The following is a 19,104-nucleotide window of genomic DNA, read 5'->3' as shown; positions in this document are numbered from 1 at the left end:
ATGCTAGGATTAAGTCATAGAAACGGAAAATATTTTTACTCAATTTTCAGTCATCCAGTATCAAGGGTAATGAAATCTGAGTTGTTTATTAAATATTTTAATCTAATAGATAAGCGCGATTCTGTTTTAGATTATGGATCAGGAGATGGTCCATATAAAGAGATGCTCAAATACTATTTTGAACATTATGTAGCTGCAGATTACCAAGTAACCAATGTGCATCACAGCGTGCGACCAGATATATTTATAGACGATAATCAAAATGTTAACGTAGATGATGAATCATTTTCGTGTGTTGTTATTTCTGAGGTGTTAGAGCATGTATATAAACCGCACGAAGCGCTCCAAGAAATCAATAGAGTCCTTAGTCCTAATGGATTTGTTATTGGAACTGTTCCGTTTTTTATGTGGGAACATGAAAAGCCTTATGATTTTCATCGATATACCTATTTTGGATTAAAACGAATGTTTGAAGACAACGGATTTGAAATTGTTAAACTTGATTATGTTGGTGATATTGTAGGCGTCTCTACTTATGGTTTTAGTAAGTTATTAGGTAACTTTATCAAACCAATTAGGAAAATTAAACCTTTGCATTTTGTTTTAAAGACAATAATTAGCATCCCTTCCTTATTGTATTATTTTCTTGTAAAGGTGAAATTTGTCAAGTCCTTTTTTATGAAATATTTTGGTGAATATCCATTTGGTTTTGTTTTTGTTCTCAGAAAATCTGTCTAATAGTGTTCAAATAAAATAAACTTAATACGAGTTCTATTATGATTGCTGCTTTTAAGATAAAACAAGTAACAATCAGTTAAGGTTCTTTTATATTTATTATACATTTGCAGTGGTGGAAAAGCCCATCACAAAAAATAGAGCATGACCAATACAAGAGAGATAGAAAAAGATTTTATTGCAAAACGCGATAGCTATTTTGAAGATAATTATATAAAGAAAACCAAAGGAAATTACTTAAGGCGATATCGAAATAACTTAATAAGAAATGAAGCTGAACAACTTAAAAATGTACAAAAGGTATTAGATGTAGGTTGCGGACCAGCAATTCTTTATCCAGAAGTGTACAAAAGATGTGATGAGTATCACGCTTTAGATTTAGTTCAATCGAATCTTGATAAAATTTTAAGCGAAAATGATTCGAGTAAAATTACTGTAATTCAAAGCGATTTAGATAGTTTTAAACCCCAAGGGCAATCCTATGATTTAGTTATTTGTTCGGGCTCGATTGAGTATACCGAAAATCCCGAAAAGGTTGTTGACGCATTAATAAAAGTTTTAAAGCCTGGCGGCACTTTAATAATGTCATTTCCTAACAAAAAGAGCCCATATAGAATTTGGAGCGAATCAGTTTATAAGTCTTTCAACCGTTTTAGAAATAAACTAAAAAACAAGGAAGTAAGAAGTTATAAACGAAGATTACTAAGTGAGAAGGCTATTAGAGAAGTATTAGAGAGAAATACAGAAAATGCTAACCCATCAATTAAATATTTTGGATTGAAGTTGTTGCTTCAACCATTAGATGCTATATTTAGGAGTCTAGACTATACAATTTTGAAATACTTCAATGAACATCCTTCAAAACTGTTACATAAGCTATCTCAAGAGTTTTTAGTGGTCTATTCCCGAAAATAGAAAGATTAAATGTAATTGTTGAATACTAATTTTATAGGGTCACTTATAAAATCTATAAGTTTATAAGGTCTAAATTTTAAAAGTAACATGTGCAGTTAACAGCAAATCATATTAATTGGGACAAGAAAGTTTATAAAAAGTGGTTTAATACACGGTCTATTAACTTAAAGTGGATGCTATTGGCCATTTTGGTTTTTCCATTTTTTGCTGCGACTTGGGAAATGAAAAAAGCTGCTGGTTTTTCACCTTTACAAGTATTGGGTTTGTTGGTATTTGCTTTTGCATTTATGTCTGTAATACGAAAAAAAACAAGTGCACCTAAACTCATTTTTACATTTTATATCTTCATATTTCTTTTAATTATAAATCTTTTATTTGTTCTAGGTATGGAGCAATCTGTATCACAATTTGGGGATACAATTCGTACCATTTTACCATTTTTACTATTCTTTTACTTTAGAAAATTTATAAACAACTTAGTCGATTTAGAAGGGTTCTTAATCACATTTCTTATTGCTTCGGTATTTCCAATTGCAACATTATATTATGAAATTATATTTGATCCAATTAGAGAAGTTTACAATACAGAATCAAGAGGAGGAGGCTTAAGGCTAAGTGGTTTTTATGCCGATTTATTTGGGTATATGAGTCATTTGATCTGCGGGTTTATTTGTTATTGTTATTTTTATATAAAACGTATCAATAAAAAGAAAAAACACTTTGTTTTTACCAACATAGGGTTTTTAATCGTACTACTTATATGCTTAATTGGAATATATAATTTAAGACATCAGGCGTCTTGGGCTGTATCATTAGTGCTTATATTTATGTTTGTATATTTTATTCGTAAGAAAGTTTCAGCTTTTCAGCTCATCATTTTTTTAGGAATTATGATTGGTGTAGGTTTTTATTTTTATACTGAAATATTTAGTACACTATTTGCCAAAGATATTCAAGTATATGAAGGAGATGCCAAAGATACTGCAGCTTTAAATGGTCGTGTTTGGATTTGGAAACGTTATTATGCCTATTGGGAGAATTTCAATGTGTTGTCACAATGGTTGGGGTCGGGATTTGCACAACATGAAAAATCAAAAATAATGATGGGAGGTGGTATGCATAATGACTATGTAAGGTTGTTTTTTTCAACCGGAATCTTAGGTATTTTATGTTACATATCTTTTCTGTTGTACTTAATTAAAAATGCTGTAAAAATTAAAATATCCGAACTCAAATATTTAACGCTAGGTGCCATTGTAGTTATAATTATGTACAGTATAAGCTCATTACCTTTGTTAGCCTCTGGAGCTATGATGTACTTTCTAATGGCAGTAATATCTCAAACCAATAAAAGAAAATTATGCTAAAAGTATTATGGTTAGCACCAAATTTTAATCATTACAAAGCACGGTTTTTAAACCATTTGGCTAATGAAAACGGTATTGAGTTAGCTATTTTATCAGGAACAGGTAGAGCTAATATGGGTGATCAAGAATTAGAAGGAAATTGGAGTTTTAAGCTTGAAAAACTTAAGGTTACTAAAAAAGACTTTGGAAACTCTAAACAAGTAAAAGAACACCTAAAATTAATATTCAAAGAGTTTGATTGGATATTGATCCCTGCCGAAAAAAAGAACCTTTCCCTTTTTTCTTTTGCATTAAAACTTAGAAAACAAAACACATCTGTTCGTCTTTTTTCTTATAACCATGCACAACTTAAGTCTAAAAACATATTGCATTCATTTTTAGATAGGTCGTTGACAAAATTCTACAATAAAAAATTGGATCGTGTTATTTTTTATACTGAAAACGCCTGTAAACAAGCGGTTAAGCACAAGTTAATAGCTCCAAATAAAGCATTTTGGGCAAATAATACGGTTGATAACATCGAAATCGATAAATATTATACATACACACTTCCTCCAGAGGATGTGCCAACATTACTCTTTATAGGACGATTAATTCCATCTAAACGTATTTCAGATGCTATAGACTATTACAAACGCCTTAAACAAAGGTTCCCAAAGCTCAAATTAGAAATTATTGGCGACGGACCAGAAAACACCATTGTTAAGTCGGCTATTCAAGTAGATTCAAGTATTATCTGGCATGAAACTCTAGTTGATGAAGCTAAAATAGCTCCAATTATGACTCGTGCTTCTTTAGTTTTCATACCTGGACTCTCAGGGTTGTCAATCAATCATGCGTTTTCTTATGGAAGACCTTATGTGACATTAGAAGCAGACAAACACGGACCAGAAATTAGCTATTTGCAACATAACGAAAATGGATACATTTTGAAAGATGATGTCGATGAGAATATTGAGACATTATCAAATTTGCTTAAAAATAAAACCTTATTGCATCGTTTTTGTGCTAACGCAAAAGAAAAAGGAACCTATCTATCTGTTCAAAATTGGGTAGAACAAATAAAGTCGAGCCTTTTACATGAATGATAAAAAATCTAAAATACTATTTATAGGTCCAACACCACCACCTTATTCAGGTCCTGAACTAAGTATGCAGCAATTTTTAGAGTCTGAAACCTTAAACAAAGCCTTTCATATAAGATTCCTAAAAACAAATTTTAGAACAGATAATACAAAAAAAGGGAAATTTGGTTTTTCAATGGTAACCAATTTTTTTATTTTCTTTTCAAAGCTGCTAAAGGTATTGATAATTACAAGACCTAAGTGTGTTTATTACCCTATTACGCCTACACAAATAGGATGGATTGGAAGAGATGTATGGACTATTTTGCTCAGTAAACTTTTTGGAGCAAAAGTGATTATTCATTTAAGAGGAAGCCACTTCAAACTCAATTTTCAGGCATTTAAAGGTGTTGTAAAAAAACTAGTGGGATTTAGTTTGAGAAAAGTAGACTGTGCAATTGTTCAAGCTAGTTATTTAAGAGATCAATTTGAGCCTTATATATCACAAAGTAATATTGCTGTGCTTTATCAAGCCATGGATGTAAATCAATATTCTAATACAAACAAATATAAGGTTGAAAGAGGAAAAATTCTCGTCATGGGACATATGACTAAGGCTAAAGGCTATACTGATATTTTAAAAATAATTCCTGACCTTTGTGAAGCGTTTCCATATGTAAAGTTTTATTTTGCAGGAAATATTAGAAAAGGGGAAAGAGGCGTATTTTATAATCAGTTTACAGGAGAAAAAATCACGTATGAAGACCCTTTTGAAGCCGAAAAGGCTATCTTGAATTCAATATATAAAGATAATTATGCGAACTTGGGGATAATTAGTGGAGAAGATAAAATGAAACATTTGCAAACAACCGACATATTTTTAACGGCATCATATTCTGAGGGCTTCTCAAGATCTTTACTTGAAGCAATGTCTATAGGCAAACCTGTTGCTTATACGCCAGTTGGAGCACATCGTGAAGTTTTTGAAAACGAAACTCATGGCTTTTCTTTTGAACCTGGTGAGTTAGATCAGCTTAAAAATGCTTTGAAAAACTTATTGGTTGATGATCAAAAGCGATATGAAATAGGTTTAAATAATAGAGCATATGTCGTTTCAAATTTTTCTATAGAAACTATTTCCGATCATTTCAAAACAATTATATCAAATACACTAGCATCATGAAAGTAGTTATTAGAAAAATGGTGCATTATTGTGGAAATGTACTTCGATTTATTCAACTGTCTTTTTTGAGAGCTTCAGGCGCTAGAATAGGAAAGAATACTATGATTAGTCTTGGTGCAAAAATTGATGTAAGACGTGGCAAAATAACAATTGGAGATCATTGTCTTATTACTCATGGATGTTATATATTGTCTCATGACGGAGCAGCACATGTTCTAGATACCGAAGATAATGGAACAGGCTATGTAACTATAGGAGATCATGTGTTTATTGGTGTAAATACTGTTGTTATGAGAAATGTAACTATTGGTAGTCATGCTGTAATAGGTGCAGGATCTGTAGTCAATAAAGATATCCCTGAAGGTGCAGTAGCAGCTGGTAATCCAGTCAAAATAATAAAACAAATAGAAAAACCATACAGGCCTTTACCAAAGGTGCATAAAAAAGTAGATTAAATGCAACAACTTACACAAAAGCTAGGTTCTGGCGATATGATAATTCAAGACGTACCTTATCCTCAACTGGGTAAAGGAATGGTTATCGTTAAAAACCACTATTCTATTATTAGTGCTGGTACTGAGGGGTCTACAGTTGTGGCTGCAAGGAAAAGCTTGATCGGTAAAGCTAAAGAGCGTCCGCAACAAGTAAAACAGGTTATAGATACTTTAAAAAAACAAGGTCCAATACAAACCTATAGGGCTGTAATGAAAAAATTAGATGCCTATTCTCCTTTAGGGTATAGTTGTGCTGGTGAGGTTATTGAAGTTGGTGAAGGCGTTACTGAATTCGAAATAGGAGATAAGGTAGCTTGCGCTGGAGCTGGTTATGCAAATCATGCCGAAATTGTTTCTGTACCAGTTAATCTTTGTGTTAAGTTAGATACTTCGACCAATTTAAAAGATGCTGCTTATAATACTTTAGGTGCCATTTCTATGCAAGGTATTCGCCAAGCCGATTTACGTCTAGGTGAATCTTGTGTTGTGATTGGATTAGGATTATTAGGCCAATTAGCAGCATTGATATTAAAAGCCTCTGGTGTTAAAGTTATTGGAGTTGATGTTTCTGAAGCTGCAGTAAAGCAATCCATAGATAATTCAGTTGTAGATTTAGGGTTAACAAGAAACGCTGAAGGAATAGAAGAACAAATACAAAGTGCGACCAATGGTTATGGCGCAGACGCTGTTATTATTGCGGCAGCAACATCAAGTCTAGATCCCATAAATTTTGCTGGGTCTATAGCTCGTAAAAAAGGGAAAGTGGTTGTTTTAGGTGCTGTGCCAACTGGTTTTGATCGCGATCCATTTTGGTATCGTAAAGAATTAGAATTAAAAATGGCTTGTTCTTATGGTCCTGGTCGTTATGATCTAAATTATGAAGAAAAAGGGATCGATTACCCATTGCCATATGTACGTTGGACAGAGAAACGTAATATGCAAGCCTTTCAGGACCTAATTGCAAATAATCAGATTAATATCGATTACCTTACAACACATGAGTTTGATTTTGAAAATGCAAAAGATGCCTTTGATCTAGTGGTTTCAAAAACCGAACCTTTCACTGGAATTGCACTAAAATACAACACAGATAAAGTAGCTTCTAAAGCCAAAATTTCTACCTCAGAAACAGATAAACTAGGAAAACTAAACATCTCTTTCATTGGTGCTGGAAGCTATGCTCAAGGAAACTTACTGCCTAATATTCCTGAAAGCAATGACGTAGGTCGTGTTGGTGTACTAACAAATACAGGAACCACATCTAAACGTGTTGCTGAAAAGTTTAAATTTCAGTTTTGTGCTACACAAGAAGATGATGTGCTCAATGACAAAACCAATACTGTGTTTGTGGCGACACGTCATGACTCACATGGCGCTTATGTTTTAAAAAGCTTAGAAAAGAATAAGAATGTATTTGTAGAAAAGCCATTGTGTCTTTTAGAATCCGAATTAGAAGCTATTATCGAAGCACAGTCTAAAGCAAAAACAGCTGTTATGGTTGGTTTTAATAGACGATTTTCTCCCTTAACTACTCAACTTAAAAAAGCATTTGGAGATCATCCAATGACTATGCTGTATAGAATTAATGCTGGAGCTATACCAAGTGATAACTGGATTCAAGATATGGAGATTGGAGGTGGTCGTGTTTTAGGGGAAGTATGTCATTTTATTGATTATCTAACCTTTCTCAACGGAAGTCTCCCAGTAAAAATATCGGCTACAGCACTACCTAATGTTAAACAATTAAATGACACATTGAATATTTTGATTCAGTTTGAAAATGGATCTTCTGGAGTTGTGGCCTATTACGCTAATGGTTCAAAATCAATGACCAAAGAATATGTTGAGGTGTTTTCAGCAGGATTATCTGCAACGCTAAATGATTTTAAAGAATTAAAAATCTACGGAAAAGGCAAACCAAAAAGACGTAAGCTTTTTAATCAAAATAAAGGTCAAAAAGAAATGGTAAATGCCTTTATTGACGGATTACTCTCTCATGGTAAAGCACCAATTCCATTTGAAGATATTGTTGCTGTGACCAAAGCATCTTTTAAAGTTTTAGAATCTATAAAACGTGGAGGGCAACAAGTTGAGATATAAAGTCGCATCAAGCTTTTTAAAACTTAAAGCCTATTGTGAAGCCGAAAACTTCAAGGGTTGGGATCCATATGATGGATTAAATTCTAAAGTATTTCAAGCCTTACCTTTAAAGCGTTGGGACTTAGCTAGATTAGCTTGGATACAAGGGTTTAAAAGAAGTCCGATTAATTTTAGAAGACTACTTATGGTGCCTAAAGAGCACAATGCCAAAGGTGTTGCATTATTTTTATTAGGGTATTGTCGATTGTATAAATTAGCTAAAAATGGTTGTGAAGATTTCGGTGATAAAGACGATATCTTAAAACGCATTAATGAGATTTCAGATCTATTGCTTAGCTTGAGAAGCAAAGGATATTCTGGCTCGGCTTGGGGTTATAATTTTGATTGGCAAGCTAGGCGGTTGTTTCTATTTCCAAAGCATACACCAACAGTAGTAGCTACTTGTTTTTGTGTTGAAGCGTTATTAGAAAGCTATGAAATCACAAAGAATAAATCTGTTTTGAAAGAAACCTTATCTGCTGCAGATTTTGTGCTTAACGATTTATCCAGAACACCACATGGACAAGGTATAATATTTTCATACAGTATAAAGGATGGAAATAATACAGTGATTAATGCATCACTTTTAGGTGCTAAAATCTTGAGTTATTCATACAAGTATACAAAGAATGAGGAGCATGCTAATATGGCTAAACTAGCTGTAACTTCTGCATGTGATCTACAAGAAGAAGATGGCTCATGGATTTATGGTTTACTGCCAATTCAATCTTGGAAAGATAGTTTTCATACAGGGTTTAATTTGGATGCAATAGAAACTTATCAGCAACATACCAAAGACTACAGTTTTCTAAACTATATAGACAAAGGCTTAGCCTATTATTTACATCATTTCTTTGAAGATAATGGTATGCCAAAATATTATAATGATAAAACATACCCAATCGATATTCATTGTCCGGCTCAAGTCATAGTGACTTTGTCTAAACTAAATGCGTTTAAAGAGAATGAAGCACTATTGTCAAAGGTTTTAAATTGGACTATAGACCATATGCAGCATAAAAAAGGCTATTTTTATTACCAGTTAAAAAAAGGCATAAGCTCCAAAATATCTTATATGAGGTGGAGTAATGCATTTATGTTTAATGCCATGGCACATTTCTTATTAGAAACTAAATCTGAAAATCGTGGAAGCTAAGTTCTTGAACGGAGTGATGACCTATGCTCCAAAATCTAGAAAAGAGTTGATGCAATATGCGTTCGATAATCATAAAATAATGGTTGCCGTAAATGCTGAAAAAATTCTTCATGCAACAGAAGATAGTCGTGCTCTTATTAATAGAAATTTAGGCTATCCTGATGGAATTGGAGCCGTTTGGGCACTTCAGAAAAAGGGATTCAAAAATGTGGTAAAAATTCCAGGTTGTGAACTTTGGTTAGATGTTGTTCAACATTATTACAAGACCAAATCATTTTATTTGGTAGGCGGAAAGCAAGAGATTATCGAAGCTACAGTTACTCAATTGAAATCTGAATTTGATGGGATTAACATCTGTAATTTTAGAAATGGATACATTAAAACTGAAGCAGAAGAACAAGCTTTAATTGCCGATATTAAAAAACACAGTCCAGATGTTGTTTTTGTCGCAATGGGCTCACCCAAACAAGAAAACTTGATGGAGCGTATCCAACAATCACATCAAGCTGTTTACCAAGGTTTAGGTGGTAGTTTTGATGTCTATACAGGACATGTTAAACGTGCACCTGAGTGGTGGGTAAAGAATAATATGGAATGGACCTACAGATTGCTAAGCCAGCCTTCAAGAATAAAGCGTCAAATACACTTAGTGCGTTTTTTTGTTAATTTGCACTTAAATCGTTACTAAACGATATTATAACAAAACTCAATATGTATAAAGTCACAATAATTGCTGGAGCTAGACCTAATTTTATGAAAATAGCACCAATTATTCATGCGATTCAAAAAGCTAAACAAGATGATTTTGATATGGACTATAGATTGGTTCATACAGGGCAGCATTATGATAAAAATATGTCAGGGAGCTTTTTTGAACAGCTTGAAATACCCGAACCACACGTCAATTTAGAGTGTAGTGGAGGGACTCAGGCTGAGCAAACAGCAAATATTATGATTCATTTTGAGAGAGAGTTAATGGCAAATCCAGCCGACTTGGTTTTGGTTGTGGGTGATGTAACTTCTACAATGGCCTGTGCTTTGGTTGCTCAAAAATTGCATACTAAAGTGGCACATGTTGAAGGCGGTATTCGATCTGATGATTGGACAATGCCTGAAGAAATTAATCGATTAGTTACAGATAGTATTACAAATTACTTTTTCACAACATCAAATACTGCGAATAGTAATTTAAAGACTAGTGGTGTAGGAGACGATCAAATATTTTTCGTTGGAAATACAATGATAGATACGTTGTTAAAACAACGTCCTCACTTTATACAGCCATCGGTTTGGAAAAATCTTGACCTCAAAGACGGTAATTATATTGTGATGACACTTCATAGACCAGCAAATGTTGATGAAGAGTCTCAGCTAAAAGATATGATTGATGAGATTATTGCTCACACTCAAGATTTACCGTTAGTTTTTCCAGTACATCCTAGAACAGCAAAAATCTTAGAACGATTACATGTCAACCACCAAAGACTTCATATGGTTGAACCATTGAGCTACTTAGAGTTTAATTATTTAGTAGAGCGCGCCAAAGCAGTAATTACCGATTCTGGTGGTATTACCGAAGAAGCTTCTATTCTTAGAGTTCCATGTTTAACACTTCGTGATAATACTGAAAGACCAGAGACCATAACCTTAGGTACTAATGAATTGGTTGGAACCGACCCCAAAAAATTAAAACCTTATTTGGATACTTTGTTTGCAGGAAACTGGAAATCAGGAAGTGATATTCCTTTATGGGATGGTCAAACAGCTCATAGAATTATAGAGGTCTTAAAAAACAAAATATGTTGTAAATAATATTCAATACCTGCTACCTCAATTCTTTTCTATTAAAAGTTTACTTTTTTAATTTGTATCTTGTACTAGCTATTAATGGATACATAAAATGACATCAAATCTATTATGATAGAAACACTACTTGAAAATTTTAATCCTGAGAATAGCCCTATTATATGGTTGCTCGCGGCGTTTCTGTTGGCTTTTATAATAGCACAACAAACCTTTCCCACGATTCTTTATGTTGCCAAAAAAAAGCAACTCATGGACGAGCCAGATAGTAGGAGCTTACACTCTAATAATACACCAACCTTGGGAGGTATTGGTATTTTTTTAAGCTTGGTTGTGGTAATGACTATAGTTGGAGCCATGTTGAATACTAAGGTGTTGTTATTGGTTATGGGAGGACTTACAATTTTGTTCTTTCTTGGATTAAAAGACGACTTAACTGTATTGTCGGCACGATCAAAATTTCTTGGGCAATTAGTAGCTGCACTACTTTTAATAGTTTTTACCGATACGAGAATTATAGGATTTTCTAAAATTCTTGACGTCGATGTACTACCATATTGGGTGTCTATATTTTTTACATTGTTCGTTTATATTTTGATTATTAACGCTTACAATTTGATTGATGGTATAGATGGATTAGCTGGAAGTGTTGCACTTTTGATTAGTATAGTATTTAGTTTGCTTTTTTATGATTCTGGAGCTTTAAGTCTAGCAACTATTTCAGTTGCATTAATAGGTGCTTTACTAGCGTTTTTGCGACTCAATTTTTCTAAAAAGAATAAGATTTTCATGGGAGATACAGGTTCGATGATTGTGGGTTTTCTTTTAGCTTTCTTTACCATTAGCTTTATATCTCAATCACAAACAAATATAAATTCAGACTATTTTAAAGCGTCACCAGCCTTAGCATTAGCGATGTTGTTTTTTCCATTAATGGATACATTTAGAATATTCTTTATCAGAATTTTTGTATTGAAGAAAAGTCCCTTTGAAGCAGATAAAAACCATATTCACCATCGTTTTATTCAGGCAGGATTTACACATATACAAACAACGGCATTCATTGTTGCAATCAATTTGGTTATCATTGTTATAGCTTTTAATATGCTTCATCTAAATCTGAATACACAAATAGGACTCCTACTAATTTATGGATCTATACTGTATTATCTGCCTTTTGTTTTAAAAAGGAATTTCGCTAAGCAGCGAGATAAAATTGAAATTTAATGTAATAAACGGCGTCAATCTTGGTTAAACATGACTTTGAGATTGCCTTAAATAGGTTATATTTGCTTCTTGATTAACTTATAGATATATGAAAATTAAGTTTTTAGGATTAGTGTTGCTTTTTGTGATAACATCATGTGCTTCAAAAAAAGAAATTTTGTACTTACAAGATGCTACACAGAATAACAGTTCAGAAATAACGTATCAAACAGCTACAATCCAGCCTAATGATATTTTAAAGATAACTGTTGAGAGTTTAGTTCCTGAAGCTGCTATTCCTTACAATAGAGGAGGAAATAGCGATGTGCAAGTAAATTCGTTGGAATTAATTAAACTTCAAGGCTATTTAGTCACAAATGAAGGAACTATTAATTTCCCTATCTTAGGACAAATATCTGTATCTAATCTTACTGCCTTAGAAATTGAAGAAAAAATCAAAAAGTTATTGATTGATGGCGCTCATTTAAACAATCCTACGCTCGAAGTGCGATTAGTAAATGCAAAGATTACTGTTCTAGGAGAAGTCAACGCTCCTGGAACTTACAATTTTACTGAACAAAACATAACATTACTTCAAGCATTAGGGTATGCAGGAGACCTAACAATTAATGGAAAGAGAGATGATATTATAATGACCAGAGATGTAGATGGTGTTAGGAAAATAACACATATAGATTTAACTTCTACTGCATTTATGGATAGTGAGTATTATTTTATAAAACCTAATGATGTGATTATTGTTAATCCAAATAACCCAAGGGTTAAAAACGCTGGTTTTGTAAATAATGTAGGTACTGTACTAACTATTGCATCTTTAGTGTTAAGTTCAATTATTTTATTGACACGATAATTATGGAGCCTTCTACAAATAACCCATATACATTTTCAGAAGATGATAATGTAGATCTTAAACAAGAGTTAAGCAAATACTTGAGATATTGGCCTTGGTTTGCTGTTTCCTTAGCAATAGCGTTTATTGGAGCTTATGTGTACTTAAGATATGCACCAAGAATATATCAAACAACGGCTAAAATGAAAATTTTAGACGAATCTGAAGGGCTAGAACTCCCTACTTCTGCATTTATTTTTAAGCGTACGAATATTAATCTTGAAAATGAAACTGAGATTCTAACTTCTTTTATGATCGTAGAAAGAGTGGCTAGAAAGCTCAAATTAAATACACGTTTTTTTGAAGAAGGGACCATTCAAACTAGACTTATTGGTGACCTCCCTTTTTATTATGATCAAATTATTGATGTTGACAGTATTACGAGTCCTTTAACTTACACCATAGATGTGAAACAAGACGGATTTGAAATTCTCAACGTGAAGACTGAAAAGACCTTCTCCATTCCAAATCATAATAGTTTAGAAGCCGATCATAATCTCCCATTTCATTTAGTAATTGATGACAAAAAAGTATTGGACCAAAATATTGGCAAACGTTTTATTATCAAGTATGGATCATTAAGAAACACGGCTTTGGGTTTAAAGAACCGAATCAATGTTGAAGCCATAGGAGAGCAAAGTGATTTGTTAAAGATGACAATCAAGGGTGAAAGTAAAGAACGTTCTGAACGTATTTTAGATACACTCATGAGCGTATTTAATAGAGATGGCGTGAAAGACCGTCAACAGGTTTCTCAGCGTACTTTAGAATTTATTAAAGATAGGTTTAAGTACCTAGCTTTTGAACTAGATTCTATAGAACTGGTTCGTAAAAATTTTAAGCAAAGTAACAATCTTGTTGATTTGGCTGCTGATGCAGAACTAGGACTACAACAGCGTTCAAAATCTGATGAGGAAGTGTTTCAAATTGAAAACCAATTGGCATTGGCCAATTTATTGCAGGAAGCATTAAAATCGGATACAGGTAGTGGACTTCTTCCAGCTAATATTGGATTAGAAAGCGGAAGTATTAATTCCCTTATTAATGAGTATAATACTGCAATATTAGACAGGGATAAATTAGCAAGTAGTGGAGGAGCAAATAACCCTACAGTTAGATTCGTACAGTCTAAAATTAATGATCTTAGAGCTAATATTACAAGATCATTAAATTCGTATAATCAACAGCTAAAAGTGTCTCAAACTCAGCTAAGAGGTCGAAACAGAAAGTTTGTTGGACAAGTGTCGCAAATACCTGAAAAAGAGAAGTTGTTAAGAGCAATTGAACGACAGCAAGCTATTAAAGAAAGTCTGTACCTGCTTTTACTTCAGAAAAGAGAAGAAGCCGCTATTAATTTAGCAATTACCGAGCCCTCTATTAAAGTTGTTGACAATGCGCTTTCTAGTTCGAGTCCAATATCACCAAAATCAAATATTGTTTATGCAGGAGCCATTTTAGGTGGACTACTTGTGCCATTTGGGTTGATGTATTTGTTTTTTATGCTAGATACTAAACTTCATGGTAAAGAGGATATTTTAAAGCAAAACAATAAAATACCAATCATTGGAGAAATACCAGATATAAAAAAGAACGAGGGACTTATTTTTAGAAACCCGAATGATCGTTCTGCTTTGGCCGAATCGTTTAGGATATTAAGCTCTAATGTGAATTATCTTATGCCTTTAATGAAAAATGATAACAAGGATCAAGGAAAAGTAATTTATTGTACGTCGACGATTAAAGGTGAAGGTAAAACCTATATAAGTATCAATTTATCTTTAGCATTGTCAAGTCTTAATAAAAAAGTACTACTTATTGGAGCTGATTTGAGGAACCCTCAAATTCATACTCAAATCGATTCTGATAAAAATGCTGTGGGTTTATCCAATTATTTACATGATCAATCATTTGATTGGAAAGACCATTTAGTAAAAGGTTTTGACAAGCATCCTAATCATGATATTTTATTATCTGGGAGTATTCCTCCAAATCCTTCTAGTTTGTTAACTAATGGAAGATTTGAAACACTTATAGAAGAAGCTAAAGAGCATTATGATTATATTGTAGTAGATACTGCACCAACTATATTAGTAACAGATACAATGCTCATTTCACAATTATCTGATGTGACTGTCTACATTGTAAGGGCTAATTTTACCGATAAGAAATTATTGAGTTTTTCTAAAGATTTATTTGAATCAGGAAAACTTAAAAATATGGCTTATGTCATCAATGGTGTTGGTAACAATAAATCCTATGGCTATAACTATGGCTATAATTATGGTTATGGCAGTAAGAACTAATTGTTAGCGACTGCTTTCAAATGTTTTATTGTTTCAGTTTGGTTATCACTTTTAAAAATATAACTTCCTGCGACCAAAACATCTGCACCAGCATCAACAAGTGCTTTAGCATTTTTATCTGTGACACCACCATCAATTTCAATTCGCGTATCCAAACCTTGATCATTCGCCATTTTACGTAATTTTTTTACGCGGTTATAAGTCATTTCTTCAAATTTTTGTCCGCCAAACCCTGGATTGATAGACATTAATAAGACCATATAACATTCTGGCAAAATATCTTCAAGAACCGATATAGGTGTTGTTAGATTTAGTACAATACCTGCTTTGCATCCAGCATCTTTTATTTGTCTTAGTGTACGATGTAAATGAACTGTAGACTCATGATGAACTGTAATGATATCTGCTCCAACTTTTGCAAACTCTTCGATATAGCGCTCAGGTTTTTCTATCATTAAATGCACATCAAGAGGTTTAGTGGCATGCTTTTTAATGGCTTGAATTACTGGCATTCCGTAGGAGATGTTTGGTACAAAATGACCATCCATGACATCAATATGGAACCAATCTGCTTCACTGTTGTTTACCATTTCTACATCGCGTTGAAGATTACCAAAATCGGCAGCGAGCATTGAGGGAGCTATAAGAGTTTTAGACATGTTAAGAGTATACTTGGTTTAGGCAAAGATACAGTCTTATTTTGTAATGACTTTATTATTTACGATATTAGTTTTATGGATGAAAAGATAAAACTATTTTTTACCGAATTGTTTAAACTCCTTATACCTTCATTGGTTGTTCTTATTGTTGCAACAGGAGTTTTATTTGGAGTGTTTAAATTATTTGGCTGGATGTAAATGTATAAAAAAGTGAACCCACGGTAATCAGCCGTGGGTTCTTTCATCAATCAAAAAACGAACAGTTATGTGTAACTGTTTGTTGCTGTAATTTAGTCGTAATTACTATCTAATAATTACTCTAGCCTAAATAAGTCTTTAATATTTTACTACGAGACGTGTGTTTTAATCTACGAATCGCTTTTTCTTTAATTTGTCTTACACGCTCACGTGTTAAATCAAATGTTTCACCTATTTCTTCTAACGTCATTGGGTGTTGATTTCCAAGACCAAAGTATAAACGAATCACATCTGCTTCACGAGGAGTCAATGTTTCTAATGCACGTTCAATTTCAGTACGTAAAGATTCATGTAATAAATCTTTATCTGGATTAGGAGATTCACCGCTACGCAATACATCGTATAAGTTAGAATCTTCTCCTTCTACTAAAGGTGCATCCATTGATACGTGACGTCCAGAATTTTTCATAGACTCCTTAACATCGTTAATAGTCATGTCTAACTCTTTTGCAATCTCTTCTGCACTTGGCGGACGCTCATGACTTTGCTCTAAAAAGGCAAAAGTCTTATTAATTTTATTAATAGATCCAATCTTATTTAATGGTAAACGTACAATACGCGATTGCTCAGCTAACGCTTGAAGAATCGATTGACGAATCCACCAAACAGCGTAAGATATGAATTTAAATCCACGTGTCTCATCAAAACGTTGTGCAGCTTTAATTAAACCTAAGTTACCTTCGTTAATTAAATCAGGTAAGGTTAAGCCTTGATTTTGATATTGCTTCGCTACAGAAACTACAAAACGAAGATTAGCTTTAGTTAATTTTTCCAAAGCTAATTGGTCACCTGCTTTGATACGTTGTGCTAATTCAACTTCTTCATCTGCAGTAATTAAATCAACCTTTCCAATTTCTTGTAAATATTTATCTAACGAAGCTGTTTCTCTATTAGTAACCTGCTTCGTAATCTTTAGTTGTCTCATTTAATTATCTCCTTTAAAATTTGGGTAAATGTATAATACTATATAGTTATACGTAACAAGTACTAAAAATGTTACAATAAAATTAAAAATAATCCAAAATATAGTGAATTTTAGCCAAATAATAAGACTGTAATTATCGACAAAACGGTAATGTGTTGTTTTTTAACGCTATATGGTTTAAAAGCGATATTCAATCCCTGTATGTATTGAGAAAATAAAGGGTTCAATATTGTTTTTTTGAGTAAAAGGTTTTAATTGATAATTAAAATTTGATTCTAAATTAAAATAGATTTGATTAAAAAGCTTAGTTTCTAAGCCTAAACCAAGATTTAGACCCATTGTAGCTTTATATTCAAAATTATTAGACGAATTATTAGAATCCTCTTGTAATTTAAAATAACTCAAACCACCAGTAATATAAGGATTGATTCTGTTGTTTCGAGGTCTGTATTTGATTTCTATAGGAAATTCTAAATACTCTACATTTCTTTCTGTTCCATCACTATCTATAGTCTGATTAAGTTTTAGTTGTCTTACACCTATTCTTAAGTAAGTCTTTGGAGTCATTCTATAACTTGCTAATATGCCATAATTAACAGAAAAATTATCAGTGGTTTTAGTGTTTAATGCACCATAATATGACAATGTAACTTGTGGTGTTATGCTCCATTTAGATTGGTCATCAAGGTTACTGCTATCTTTTTCTTTTGTGTTTTCTTCGGAAACTAAAGATCTAGATTGACGTTGCATTTTAATAGAGTCTCTAACTTTTTTGTTTGCAGAAATCAAACTATCACGTCGTCGTTTTCTTTTTTCTAAAATTTGACGTTTTGAATCAGAAGTTAGTAACGCAGTTTTGTTGTTTTCGGAAAGGGATATGTTGTTATCGATAGATTTTTTTGACATATCGTTGACGCTATCATCTTGCTGCGAATTTAAATGAGATAAGGTGTAGTCTTGTTCGCTAGGAAGATTATGTTGAGGTCTCTGAGTTTTTCGTTGATTTGGAAAGGTATTAACTGTATTTTGATTCGTCTTATCAGATTCTTCATTTTCAGCAACAGATGTATGATCTAATTGATGTTGGTTTTCATTTGAAAGAGGGTCTGTATTAGATGTAATTGAACTATGATCTTTAGTCGTATTCGAATTGTTATTTGGGTATTGATTAACGGTTTCAATTTCTATATCTGTGGTCTTATTTTTATCAAAATAATGAAACGGATCTACTATCCCTAACATTAAAAACAATAGGGCGAAACCAAGCCCTGAGAACCATAAAAATAGTACTCTTCTTTTCTTTTTCTTTTTCAGCTTAGCTTCAATAGTATTCCATACCAAGTCATCTGGACTATCCTTGAATGGTTCTAATCTGCTTTTTAGTGCAGCTCCAATATCTTTTTTAGTTTCCATTAGATGTTAGGTTTTTAGGAGACACATTAGTTGATTGTTGTTGTATCTTGGTTTGTAATATATTTTTGGCTCTGTGTAAATTTGATTTCGAGGTATTTGTACTTATGCTTAAAAGTTTAGAAATATCTTTATGTGTATAATTATCAAGTTCATAAAGGTTGAAAACCATTCTATATCTAGGCGGCAAATCTTGAATATGTTTTAATATTTGATCTAGTGGGATTCTATCTATAGTGTCGGTTTCTATTAAAGTATTATCCTCTAAGATGTCATTATTTATAACAATATTTAGATGACTATCCTTTTTATATTTATCTATGGCTTTATGTATAGTGATACGTTTCATCCACCCTTCAAATGACCCAGAATTTTTATAAGATTTTATCGTGCTAAAAATTGCAATAAAAGCATCTTGTAAATTGTCTTGGGCCTCTTCTTTGTTTTTACAGTATTTTAGACATAATGTGAACAGGTCATCTTTATACATTTGATATAATTGACTCTGTGCCTTTAAGTTATGCTTTTTACAAGCTTTTATTAATTGTTCTAAATTCAACTATAGTGTTGGGCTTTA

At 32.7% G+C, this 19,104-nt stretch carries 17 protein-coding genes; 13 read left to right on the top strand and 4 right to left on the bottom strand.

Going from position 1 to position 19,104, the window contains the following annotated elements; all coding sequences use genetic code 11:
• The 13 genes from Q0783_RS00960 to Q0783_RS00900 all read left to right on the top strand — a co-directional run bounded on the left by Q0783_RS00960 (position 1) and on the right by Q0783_RS00900 (position 15,275).
• Positions 1–738, top strand: coding sequence for a class I SAM-dependent methyltransferase (locus Q0783_RS00960; RefSeq protein ID WP_298892554.1), 738 nt, complete (start codon positions 1–3; stop codon positions 736–738).
• A 141-nt stretch (positions 739–879) separates the two neighbouring features.
• The gene (locus tag Q0783_RS00955; RefSeq protein WP_298892552.1) at positions 880–1,650 is read left to right on the top strand and encodes a class I SAM-dependent methyltransferase; all 771 of its coding nucleotides are present in this window, start codon (positions 880–882) and stop codon (positions 1,648–1,650) included.
• 89 nt (positions 1,651–1,739) lie between these two features.
• Positions 1,740–3,017: an O-antigen ligase family protein gene (locus Q0783_RS00950; RefSeq protein WP_298892550.1), complete on the top strand. Its 1,278-nt coding sequence runs from the start codon at positions 1,740–1,742 to the stop codon at positions 3,015–3,017.
• Positions 3,011–4,105 (top strand): glycosyltransferase family 4 protein, encoded by a 1,095-nt coding sequence (locus Q0783_RS00945; RefSeq protein ID WP_298892548.1) that lies wholly within the window; start codon positions 3,011–3,013, stop codon positions 4,103–4,105. The genes Q0783_RS00950 and Q0783_RS00945 overlap by 7 nt, the downstream gene beginning before the upstream one ends.
• Positions 4,098–5,264 (top strand): glycosyltransferase family 4 protein, encoded by a 1,167-nt coding sequence (locus Q0783_RS00940; RefSeq protein WP_298892546.1) that lies wholly within the window; start codon positions 4,098–4,100, stop codon positions 5,262–5,264. The genes Q0783_RS00945 and Q0783_RS00940 overlap by 8 nt, the downstream gene beginning before the upstream one ends.
• Entirely contained in the window at positions 5,261–5,719 is a 459-nt protein-coding gene (locus tag Q0783_RS00935; RefSeq protein WP_298892544.1) for an acyltransferase, read from the top strand. Before Q0783_RS00940 ends, Q0783_RS00935 begins: the two co-directional genes overlap by 4 nt.
• Entirely contained in the window at positions 5,720–7,858 is a 2,139-nt protein-coding gene (locus Q0783_RS00930) for a bi-domain-containing oxidoreductase (RefSeq protein ID WP_298892542.1), read from the top strand.
• Positions 7,848–9,053 (top strand): delta-aminolevulinic acid dehydratase, encoded by a 1,206-nt coding sequence (locus Q0783_RS00925; protein WP_298892540.1) that lies wholly within the window; start codon positions 7,848–7,850, stop codon positions 9,051–9,053. Before Q0783_RS00930 ends, Q0783_RS00925 begins: the two co-directional genes overlap by 11 nt.
• Positions 9,043–9,741, top strand: a complete 699-nt coding sequence (locus tag Q0783_RS00920; protein ID WP_298892539.1) for a WecB/TagA/CpsF family glycosyltransferase — start codon at positions 9,043–9,045, stop codon at positions 9,739–9,741. Before Q0783_RS00925 ends, Q0783_RS00920 begins: the two co-directional genes overlap by 11 nt.
• A 23-nt stretch (positions 9,742–9,764) precedes the next feature.
• Positions 9,765–10,865 (top strand): non-hydrolyzing UDP-N-acetylglucosamine 2-epimerase, encoded by a 1,101-nt coding sequence (wecB, locus tag Q0783_RS00915; protein ID WP_298892537.1) that lies wholly within the window; start codon positions 9,765–9,767, stop codon positions 10,863–10,865.
• Between the two features lie 105 nt (positions 10,866–10,970).
• Positions 10,971–12,083, top strand: coding sequence for an MraY family glycosyltransferase (locus tag Q0783_RS00910; protein WP_298892535.1), 1,113 nt, complete (start codon positions 10,971–10,973; stop codon positions 12,081–12,083).
• A gap of 88 nt (positions 12,084–12,171) precedes the next feature.
• Positions 12,172–12,933: a polysaccharide biosynthesis/export family protein gene (locus Q0783_RS00905; RefSeq protein WP_298892533.1), complete on the top strand. Its 762-nt coding sequence runs from the start codon at positions 12,172–12,174 to the stop codon at positions 12,931–12,933.
• A gap of 2 nt (positions 12,934–12,935) precedes the next feature.
• A complete protein-coding gene (locus tag Q0783_RS00900; RefSeq protein WP_298892532.1) occupies positions 12,936–15,275 on the top strand; it encodes a tyrosine-protein kinase family protein in 2,340 nt (779 codons plus the stop codon).
• Here Q0783_RS00900 and rpe read toward each other — a convergent pair.
• From rpe to Q0783_RS00880, 4 genes are all read right to left on the bottom strand, one after another.
• On the bottom strand, positions 15,272–15,934 hold the full coding sequence (rpe, locus tag Q0783_RS00895) for a ribulose-phosphate 3-epimerase (protein WP_298892531.1): 663 nt from the start codon (positions 15,932–15,934) through the stop codon (positions 15,272–15,274). The two genes, Q0783_RS00900 and rpe, sit on opposite strands and share 4 nt — an antisense overlap.
• Positions 15,935–16,253: 319 nt before the next feature.
• A complete protein-coding gene (locus Q0783_RS00890) occupies positions 16,254–17,117 on the bottom strand; it encodes a sigma-70 family RNA polymerase sigma factor (protein WP_091423042.1) in 864 nt (287 codons plus the stop codon).
• A 177-nt stretch (positions 17,118–17,294) separates the two neighbouring features.
• Positions 17,295–18,530, bottom strand: coding sequence for an outer membrane beta-barrel protein (locus Q0783_RS00885; protein WP_298892529.1), 1,236 nt, complete (start codon positions 18,528–18,530; stop codon positions 17,295–17,297).
• The gene (locus Q0783_RS00880) at positions 18,520–19,086 is read right to left on the bottom strand and encodes a sigma-70 family RNA polymerase sigma factor (protein WP_298892527.1); all 567 of its coding nucleotides are present in this window, start codon (positions 19,084–19,086) and stop codon (positions 18,520–18,522) included. The genes Q0783_RS00885 and Q0783_RS00880 overlap by 11 nt, the downstream gene beginning before the upstream one ends.
• Positions 19,087–19,104 lie beyond the last annotated feature (18 nt).

The sequence above is a fragment of the uncultured Psychroserpens sp. genome, assembly GCF_947500255.1.
In the GTDB taxonomy this organism is placed as follows: domain Bacteria; phylum Bacteroidota; class Bacteroidia; order Flavobacteriales; family Flavobacteriaceae; genus Psychroserpens.
The sequence above is the reverse complement of the archived record's forward strand: the minus strand, read 5'-3'. Positions and strand labels throughout refer to the sequence as shown.